The sequence below is a fragment of the Nocardia uniformis NBRC 13702 genome, assembly GCF_001613345.1.
Lineage (GTDB): Bacteria > Actinomycetota > Actinomycetes > Mycobacteriales > Mycobacteriaceae > Nocardia > Nocardia uniformis.
Genome location: NZ_BDCE01000079.1, coordinates 24,664 through 32,158 on the forward strand (window position 1 = coordinate 24,664; position 7,495 = coordinate 32,158).

Below are 7,495 nucleotides of genomic sequence, written 5' to 3' on the forward strand. Positions count from 1 at the left end.
GCAGTCGGTCTCACACGCCCTTGACCGCGGACCTGTCCATGAAGCCGAACAGGTATCCCGCCACCCGGCGCATCTGGATCTCCTCCGCGCCCTCGGTGATCCGGTAGCGGCGGTGATGGCGGTAGATGTGTTCGAAGGGTTTGTGGCGGGAGTAGCCGAGGCCGCCGTGCACCTGCATGGCTCGGTCGGCGGCCTCGCAGCACAGCCGGTTGGCCCAGTAGTTGCACATCGAGACCTGTTCGGAGACTGCGAATGTGCCGTAGGTGTCCATCGACCAGGCGGTCTTGTGGATCAGGGCGCGCAGCATTTCGCACTGGGTGTGCAGTTCCACCAGCGGAAACTGGATGGCTTGATTGGACGCCAGTGGTTTACCGAAGGGCTTGCGCTCCCTGGCATATGCGACGGCCTGATCGATACAGTATTGCGCCGCACCGAGACTGGAGGCGGCCTGGCGGATGCGGTTCTCGTTGAAGAAGTGCTGAACCACTCCGAGGCCGTGGCCCTCCCGGCCGAAGATCGCCGAATTCGGCACGCGCACATCGGTCATCGAGATGCGGGCGTGATCGGTGGGCATATTGAACGTCCACAGGTATTCCTCGACCTGGAAACCGGGGGCGGCGGTGGGCACCAGGAATGCGGTGATGCCGCGGCCCTCACCGGCCGTACCGGCGGTGCGTGCGAAGATCAGGTCGGCGTCGGCGATATGTACGCCGGTATTCCAGGTCTTGGCGCCGTTGATGATCCAGTCGTCACCGTCGCGGACCGCGGTGGTCTCCATATGGGTGGCGTCGGAGCCGTGTTCGGGCTCGGTAATGCCGAAGGCGAAGAATTTGGTGCCCGTGGCCAATCCGTCCACCCAGTCCGCCTGCTGGGCATCGGTGCCGTACTCGAGCATCAACAGCAGGCCCACATTATTGGCCACGATGGCGTGCTCGTTCTGTAGATCGCAGTGCAGGCCCAGCCCGCGTTTGGCCAGGTGCTCGCGGATCACGGCCATACCCAGGTTGGTGCCGTCGCGACCGCCGAACTCCTTGGGGAAGGCGTAGCGGTAGTGGCCCGCGGCATCGGCGCGGCGACGCGCCTCGGCCAGCAATTCCTCCCATTGCGCACTCGGTAGCCCTTCGCGGTCCCAGTCGGTGCGGGCATCCTCGCGGCGGTGGTCGAAGAAGCGGATATTGTCGTGTTGCCGTTCGAGCGGGATGATCTCGGCCTCGATGAAGGCGTCCAACTCTCGCAGGTACGCGGCCAGTTCCCCGGGCAGATCGAAATCCACACTCTCTCCTAAGGTTTCGCATCGGGTCGGATCTGCATGAGTAGATCCCACTCGATCTCCGACACCCGGCGGCCGCTGGCGGCCATGACGATGTCGCGGACGGTGCCATCGAGGTGGGCGGCGGCCTGTGTCGCCAGTCCGACACCCCAGGCCAGGGTGCCCATCACCTTCCACCAGCGGAACCGGTCGAGGTCGAATTCGCCGCCCGCGGATTCGTAGCCGCGGACGAAGGTGGCGCGGTCGGCGAAGCCGCCGAACTCCTCGGCGTCCTCGCGGAACCGCCACATGCGCAACGCGGGCCACGCCACATCGCGCATCGGGTCGCCGAAGCGTTGCGCGCCTTCCCAATCCAGCACTGCGCGCAGGCCGTCCGCGCCAACAATGATGTTGCCGTTGCGCAGATCGGTGTGCAGTAGGGCGGTACGCGACGGCGGGCCTGGTTGCCTGCGATGTAGCCAGCGCAGCGCCATCGCGAAGACCGGCCGGTCGCCGAGCAGTGTGTGCACGCCCTGCTCGGCATCGGCGAGGGTATCGGCGGCCGGGTCCGCACCGGCGGCGGGCAGTGTGTTGGGTGCCTCGGCCGGGTCGATGGTGTGCAGCCTGCCCATCGACTCACCCCATTGGCGGGCCACGGTTTCGGCATTGCCGACAGCGGCTACGAGGCGTAGTACCTTGCGCGGCACGGTCTCTCCGGGCACATGGTCGGAGATTACGAACGGTTCGCCGACCCGCGCGGGGTCACCGCACACCGCCAGCACACCGGGGACCGGGACGCCGTGCTCGCGTGCCAGTTCGCGCACGGCCGCCTCGGCGTCGACCGACATGATCTCCACCGCGGGTGGGACGAGGGTGGCGACCAGCTTGCGCGCGCCGTCGCCCTCGATCTCGGCGGTGAAGGCGATATTGCGCCTACGGGCCCCGGCGGAAAGGAATTCGACGCCGCTGACCCGCACCGACTTGCCCAGGGTGTCGGTCAGATACGCGGCCAGGGCCGGGGCCGGATCGGCGTTCACTCGCCCTCCCAGCCGTCATACCCCGGCTTGGCGATCGCCAGGTCCGCGCGCACAATTTCGGTCAGTGCTTCCCACCTGGCCCGCTCGTCACCGTCGCGGACGGCCGCCAGCAGTTCGTGCTCGCGCCGCGCCGCCGCCGGTCCGAGTTCGACCTCGCGGCACAGGATTCTGGCGAGATTCGCCCCGACTCGCGCCCGGTGCTGCAATTCCGGTGGCAGCGCGGGCAATAGCGTGCCCTCCAGCAGTTCGGCCAATGACTCCAGGAGTTCGGCGGCCGATGGTCGATTCTGCATTGGCGACTCCCTCATTGGACACCGTGTTCACCAGTGACACGGGCACCGCGCCGCGCGCGACCCGCTCGCCGGCACATTCCACCGCCGCCTCGATATAGCGACGCGGTGGTCGAATCCTCACCCGCCCAGTCCACCATCGGGGCCACCAGCGTTGGGGCCGTTGGTGTTCCGCGTCGCACTCGCGCTCAGCCACTCGCCCAGCTCTGGAAGGTCGGTACTGGCATTGCCGGTGAACCGCGGCGGTCGCTTGCCGAGGAATGCCGAAACGCCCTCGGCGAGGTCAGGATTGGCCATAGCGAAAGGAATGGTCTTGGTGTCGAGCAGGAAAGCCGCCTCGGGACTGCCATGGGCGGCCATCGCCACCAGGCCCCGGCGGATCACCGCGGCCGAGATCGGGGCCACCTCGGCAATGAGGTCGCGGGCCAGTGCGTAGGCGGCGTCGAGCACTTCGGCGGCCGGATGGACGCTGGTCACCAAGCCTGCGGCGAGTGCTTCGGCGGCGTCGAAGGTCCGGCCGGTGAGCATCCACTCCTTCGCCTTGGCCAGCCCCACCAATTGCGGGAGGAACCACAGCGATCCGGCCTCGGGAAACAGGCCACGGCGGGCGAAGACGAAACCGAAGCGGGCCTCCGCGGCGGCGAGGCGGAAGTCCGCGGGCAAGGTCATGGAGATGCCGACACCCACCGCTGAGCCCTGGATCGCCGCGATGACCGGCTTGTTGGAATTCGTCATCGGCCGCGCCACCCGGGTCGCCGGTTCCACCCAGCCGGGGACGGTGGTGTCATCCAATTCCCCTGCGGCCATGTCCATTCCGACGCAGAAGTATTTGCCGGTAGCGGTCACGACGATGGCTTTGACGCCATCGTCGCGGTCGGCGGCGATCAGCGCAGCGCCGAGTTCGTCGGCCATGGTCACAGTGAAGCCGTTACGGTGCTCGGGCCGATTCAGGGTAATGGTGGCGATGGCGTCGCGCACCTCGTAAACGATGGTGCTATAGGTCATGTTTCCTTCTGAATTGCCAGTCACATAGTGGGTGGATGACGGCGTGGTCGCAGGGTGTACGGCATCCAGTTACCCGTGTCTGGATCGGATAATCATAGGTTATCGGTGCGGTAAGGTGCTCTAAATATTCCGCAGACAATTGAGAATTCTGGCTAACATCGACGATGGTTGAAGGGTGCCGCGATCAGCGTGGGGCGGCGCACGATCGGGCGGGCGCCGACCGGGTTTAACGGTGCGGAAACACAGCGCCGTTAGGCTTCCGGGCACGGCGTTCATGGCTGCAACGGACGCGGTGCACCGTCGGACGGCGGCGGGCGAACCAGCCGCATTTCCGAGAGGAATGCCGCATGGTGCGCGCTCTGCCGTCTTCGACCATTATCGGTGCTGTCACCGTCTACGCCGCTACCGCCCAGGGGCCGCGCTGGCTGCCGGACCAGGATGTCGTAATCGTGGACGGGCGGATCATTGCCATCGGCCCCCGGGCCGCCGGGAATCGAGAGCTTCCGTATGTCGACGGTGGTGGCGGCCATCTGATCCCCGGTTTCGTCAATACCCACACCCATCTCCAACAGTCGGTGCTGCGCGGTGCGGGCGAAGGTCTGCCGCTGCTCGAATGGCTGCACTGCGTAGGTGAATTCACGGTGGCGGCCACGCCCGAGCAGACCTACGTCGCGGCATTGGCCGGTGGCCTCGAACTGCTGCGTGGTGGCGTCACCACGGTGGTCGAACACATGTGGCCGAATCCCTCGGCGGCGGTGCACGACGGGGCGCTGCGCGCGCTGAACGAACTCGGTATCCGGGTGATCTTCGGTCGTGGTCTGGCCGACCGTGCCGACGCCTCGCGCCGATGGGGTATGGATCCGCGTCTGCTGCAACCACTTTCGGAAGTCTTCGCTCATATCGACGACCTCGACACCCGGCTGGCCGACTCCCGCATCACCACCGCGCTGGCCGTCCCCAATCCGCGCTGCCTGACCCCCGACGGCATGTCGGCCGTGCGTGAGTACTCCGATCGGACCGATAAGACCATTTCCATCCATCTGCTGGAAACCGGCACCGACGACGATATGTGCCGATTGCATGTGGCCTGCTCGGCGGTGGACTACCTCGACCGCGGCGGTCTGCTGGGGGAGCGGACCCTCGCCGTGCACTGCGTCCACCTCGACGAGTACGGCCGGAAGCTGTTCGCCGAGCGCGGAGTCGCGGTGTCCTACAACCCCGCGAGCAATATGCGGCTGGGCAGCGGTACGGCTCCGGTGCCGGAGATGTTGGCCGCAGGCATCGGCGTCGGCCTGGGGGTGGACGGTGCCGCCAGCAATGACACCCAGGACATGCTGCTGGCACTGCGCATGGGCGCGTACCTGCAACGAGTTACCCACAAACGCGCTGATCTGCTGGGGTTCGACGACATGATGCGGCTCGCCACCCGTGGTGCCGCCAACGCACTCGGCGAGCCGACCGGACCGGTCGGCGTCGCCGTCGGCGACCGCGCCGACCTCGTGCTGCTGCGATTCGATCGGGACTTCGCCTGCCTGCCGGTCCGCGATCCGGGAGCGACGCTGCTGACCACCGCGTCACCGCGTGTGGTGGACACCGTGTGGGTGGACGGCGAAGCGGTGATTCGGGACGGCCGCAGTACGCGCACGGATGAGCAGGCGCTGACCCAACTTCTACTCGGCATGTAATAGCTCTTAATGAAGCCGAAACAGAGCATCGACTACATGTAATCAAGAGGGTCGAAACTGATTCCTGGGCAGCTATTGCACGCAAGATTGAGAGAAGGTGAGCGCGTTGGTGCTCTATGACACGGTGCGCGACACCGGGGCCGACCCCGAGACCGGAACCGTCACCCGGGAAATCTCCTTCAGCGGGATCGGCAAGCGGTACGACGGTCGGGGTTCCGGCGATGTGGTGGCTCTCACCGAGATCGACCTGGAATTGCGACGTGGCGAATTCGTCGCCGTCGTCGGGCCATCCGGCTGCGGAAAGTCCACCCTCTTGCGGCTGGCGGCGGGACTCGAGGAACCGACCTCGGGAACTGTTGCCGTACAGACTGATTCGGTGGGCTTCATCTTTCAGGAAGCCACCCTGCTGCCCTGGCGCACAGTCCGGCGCAATGTGGAACTCACCGCCGAATTGCGCGGCGTCGCTCGCGCCACCCGCCGCGAGCGTGCCACCCGGGCCCTGGCCGCGGTCGGCCTGACCGACTTCGCCGGGAAACTCCCCGGCCAGCTTTCCGGAGGTATGCGCATGCGCGTATCCCTGGCGCGCGCACTGGCATTGGAGCCGCGTCTCATGCTCCTCGACGAACCCTTCGGCGCACTCGACGAAATCACCCGGCTGAGCATGCAGGAGGAGTTGCTGCGGCTCTACCGCGACAACGCCTTCAGCGCACTGTTCATTACCCATTCCGTCTCGGAGGCAGTGTTCCTCGCGGGCCGCGTTGTCGTCATGTCCGCCCGCCCCGGCCGCATATCCGAGGTGATCGATATCGACCTGCCGTATCCACGCGTCCGTGAGCTGCGCTTCGATACCGCCTACACCGAACTGGTGTCGCGGGTGTCCCGCACCCTGAAGGAGGCCTGCTGATGGTCGGTCTCGCCATCGCCACCCCCGCCACTCGTTCCGTGCCCGGGTGGCGAATTCACCCGGTACTACGCAAAGCCATCGCACCCGTGGTGTCCATCGGTCTGGCGCTCGCGGCCTGGTATGCGGTGTCACTGGTACTACTCGCCCCGGACCGCCGGTTCCTGCTTCCGCCGCCGCATACCGTCCTCACCGAATCCCTCATGGATCCGGCCACATTGGAGATGATGCTGCGAGCCCTGGCGGTCACCGCGCGGGTGGCGGTCACCGGCCTGATCGTGGCGGCCCTGCTCGGAGTGGCCATCGGTGTACTCATGAGCCAGGCCAAGGTCATTGAACGCGTCGTCTACCCGTATGCCGTGGTACTGCAAGCCATTCCGGTGCTCGCGGTGGTCCCGCTCATCGGGTTGTGGTTCGGCTACGGCACCACCGCCCGCACCATTGTCTGCGTCCTCATCGCGGTCCACCCGATCATTGCCATGACCCTGTTCGGCATCCAGTCCGTGGATGGCAATCTGCGCGAACTCTTCACCCTCGGGCGCGCGAATCGCCTGCGCCGCTTGGTATCGCTGGAACTTCCCGCCGCCCTGCCATCGATTATGGCGAGCCTGCGTACCGCCGCCGGACTCTCGGTGACCGGCGCGATCATCGGCGATATCTTCTTCGCCAAGGGACAGCCGGGTATCGGCACGCTGCTCGACAACTTCCGGGCGCGCCTGCAATCGGAAGACCTGCTCGCGGCACTCCTGCTGGCAGCCCTCTTCGGTGTCGCCGTCTTCGCGATATTCACCGTCGCCCAGCGCCTGACCGTCGGCCGCTGGCACGCCTCCGGCCGCTGAATTCCCTCCGTACCCCGCGGATTTCATCCTCACCCTGTGGAGAACCCATGCACACCCCACTGCGCCGTCTCGGCGTGGCCGCCGTGGCTGCCCTCGTGGTCGCCACCGGTGCGGCCTGTTCCAGCTCCGAATCCGATACCGCCGCCGTCGCCCTGCCCCCCGCACCACCCGAACAGCGATTGACCGGTCTGTGCCCCGCCACCGTCGCGGTGCAGCTGCAATGGGAACCGGAAACCGATTCCGGCCCGATCTTCGGCCTGCTCGGTCCCGGCTACCGGGTCGACTCCGACAACAACACGGTCACCGGCCCACTGGTGGTGGATGGCAAGGACACCGGCGTAGAGCTGGAAGTCCGCGCGGGTGGACCAGCCATCGGCTTCCAGACCGTGCCCTCGCAGATGTACGTCGATTCCTCGATTACCATGGGGCTCACCCACTCCGAGCATGCCATCGCCGCCGCCGGACAGCAGCCCCTGGTGGCCGTCACCA

The 7,495-nt window shown here is 66.5% G+C and carries 7 protein-coding genes and 1 pseudogene; 4 read left to right on the top strand and 4 right to left on the bottom strand.

Features of this window, described 5'->3' with window-relative positions:
• Nucleotides 1–10: 10 nt before the first annotated feature.
• The 4 genes from NU1_RS30875 to NU1_RS30890 all read right to left on the bottom strand — a co-directional run bounded on the left by NU1_RS30875 (nucleotide 11) and on the right by NU1_RS30890 (nucleotide 3,581).
• Nucleotides 11–1,273, bottom strand: coding sequence for an acyl-CoA dehydrogenase family protein (locus NU1_RS30875; protein ID WP_067527001.1), 1,263 nt, complete (start codon nucleotides 1,271–1,273; stop codon nucleotides 11–13).
• Nucleotides 1,274–1,281: 8 nt separating this feature from the next.
• Nucleotides 1,282–2,286 carry a phosphotransferase family protein gene (locus NU1_RS30880; RefSeq protein ID WP_084521958.1) on the bottom strand — a complete coding sequence of 335 codons (1,005 nt, stop codon included), beginning with the start codon at nucleotides 2,284–2,286 and terminating at the stop codon, nucleotides 1,282–1,284.
• Nucleotides 2,283–2,579 (bottom strand): DUF6285 domain-containing protein, encoded by a 297-nt coding sequence (locus NU1_RS30885; protein WP_067527002.1) that lies wholly within the window; start codon nucleotides 2,577–2,579, stop codon nucleotides 2,283–2,285. Before NU1_RS30885 ends, NU1_RS30880 begins: the two co-directional genes overlap by 4 nt.
• Nucleotides 2,580–2,696: 117 nt before the next feature.
• Nucleotides 2,697–3,581, bottom strand: a complete 885-nt coding sequence (locus NU1_RS30890; protein WP_067527003.1) for an enoyl-CoA hydratase-related protein — start codon at nucleotides 3,579–3,581, stop codon at nucleotides 2,697–2,699.
• Between the two features lie 347 nt (nucleotides 3,582–3,928).
• Between NU1_RS30890 and NU1_RS30895 the strand changes: the two genes are divergently transcribed.
• From NU1_RS30895 to NU1_RS30910, 4 genes and pseudogenes are all read left to right on the top strand, one after another.
• Nucleotides 3,929–5,266 (top strand): amidohydrolase family protein, encoded by a 1,338-nt coding sequence (locus NU1_RS30895; protein WP_067527004.1) that lies wholly within the window; start codon nucleotides 3,929–3,931, stop codon nucleotides 5,264–5,266.
• A 106-nt stretch (nucleotides 5,267–5,372) separates the two neighbouring features.
• Nucleotides 5,373–6,170 carry an ABC transporter ATP-binding protein gene (locus NU1_RS30900; RefSeq protein ID WP_067527005.1) on the top strand — a complete coding sequence of 266 codons (798 nt, stop codon included), beginning with the start codon at nucleotides 5,373–5,375 and terminating at the stop codon, nucleotides 6,168–6,170.
• The gene (locus NU1_RS30905) at nucleotides 6,170–7,006 is read left to right on the top strand and encodes an ABC transporter permease (RefSeq protein ID WP_084521959.1); all 837 of its coding nucleotides are present in this window, start codon (nucleotides 6,170–6,172) and stop codon (nucleotides 7,004–7,006) included. Before NU1_RS30900 ends, NU1_RS30905 begins: the two co-directional genes overlap by 1 nt.
• A gap of 47 nt (nucleotides 7,007–7,053) precedes the next feature.
• Nucleotides 7,054–7,495 (top strand): annotated as a pseudogene (locus tag NU1_RS30910) (nitrate ABC transporter substrate-binding protein); the annotation flags it as partial.

What these genes read in the sequence shown, in the direction of transcription:
- NU1_RS30895 (WP_067527004.1), top strand. Translation starts at nt 3,929, where the DNA reads ATGGTGCGCGCTCTGCCGTCTTCGACCATTATCGGTGCTGTCACCGTC.
- NU1_RS30905 (WP_084521959.1), top strand. Translation starts at nt 6,170, where the DNA reads ATGGTCGGTCTCGCCATCGCCACCCCCGCCACTCGTTCCGTGCCCGGG.
- NU1_RS30890 (WP_067527003.1), bottom strand. Translation starts at nt 3,581, where the DNA reads ATGACCTATAGCACCATCGTTTACGAGGTGCGCGACGCCATCGCCACC.
- NU1_RS30885 (WP_067527002.1), bottom strand. Translation starts at nt 2,579, where the DNA reads ATGCAGAATCGACCATCGGCCGCCGAACTCCTGGAGTCATTGGCCGAA.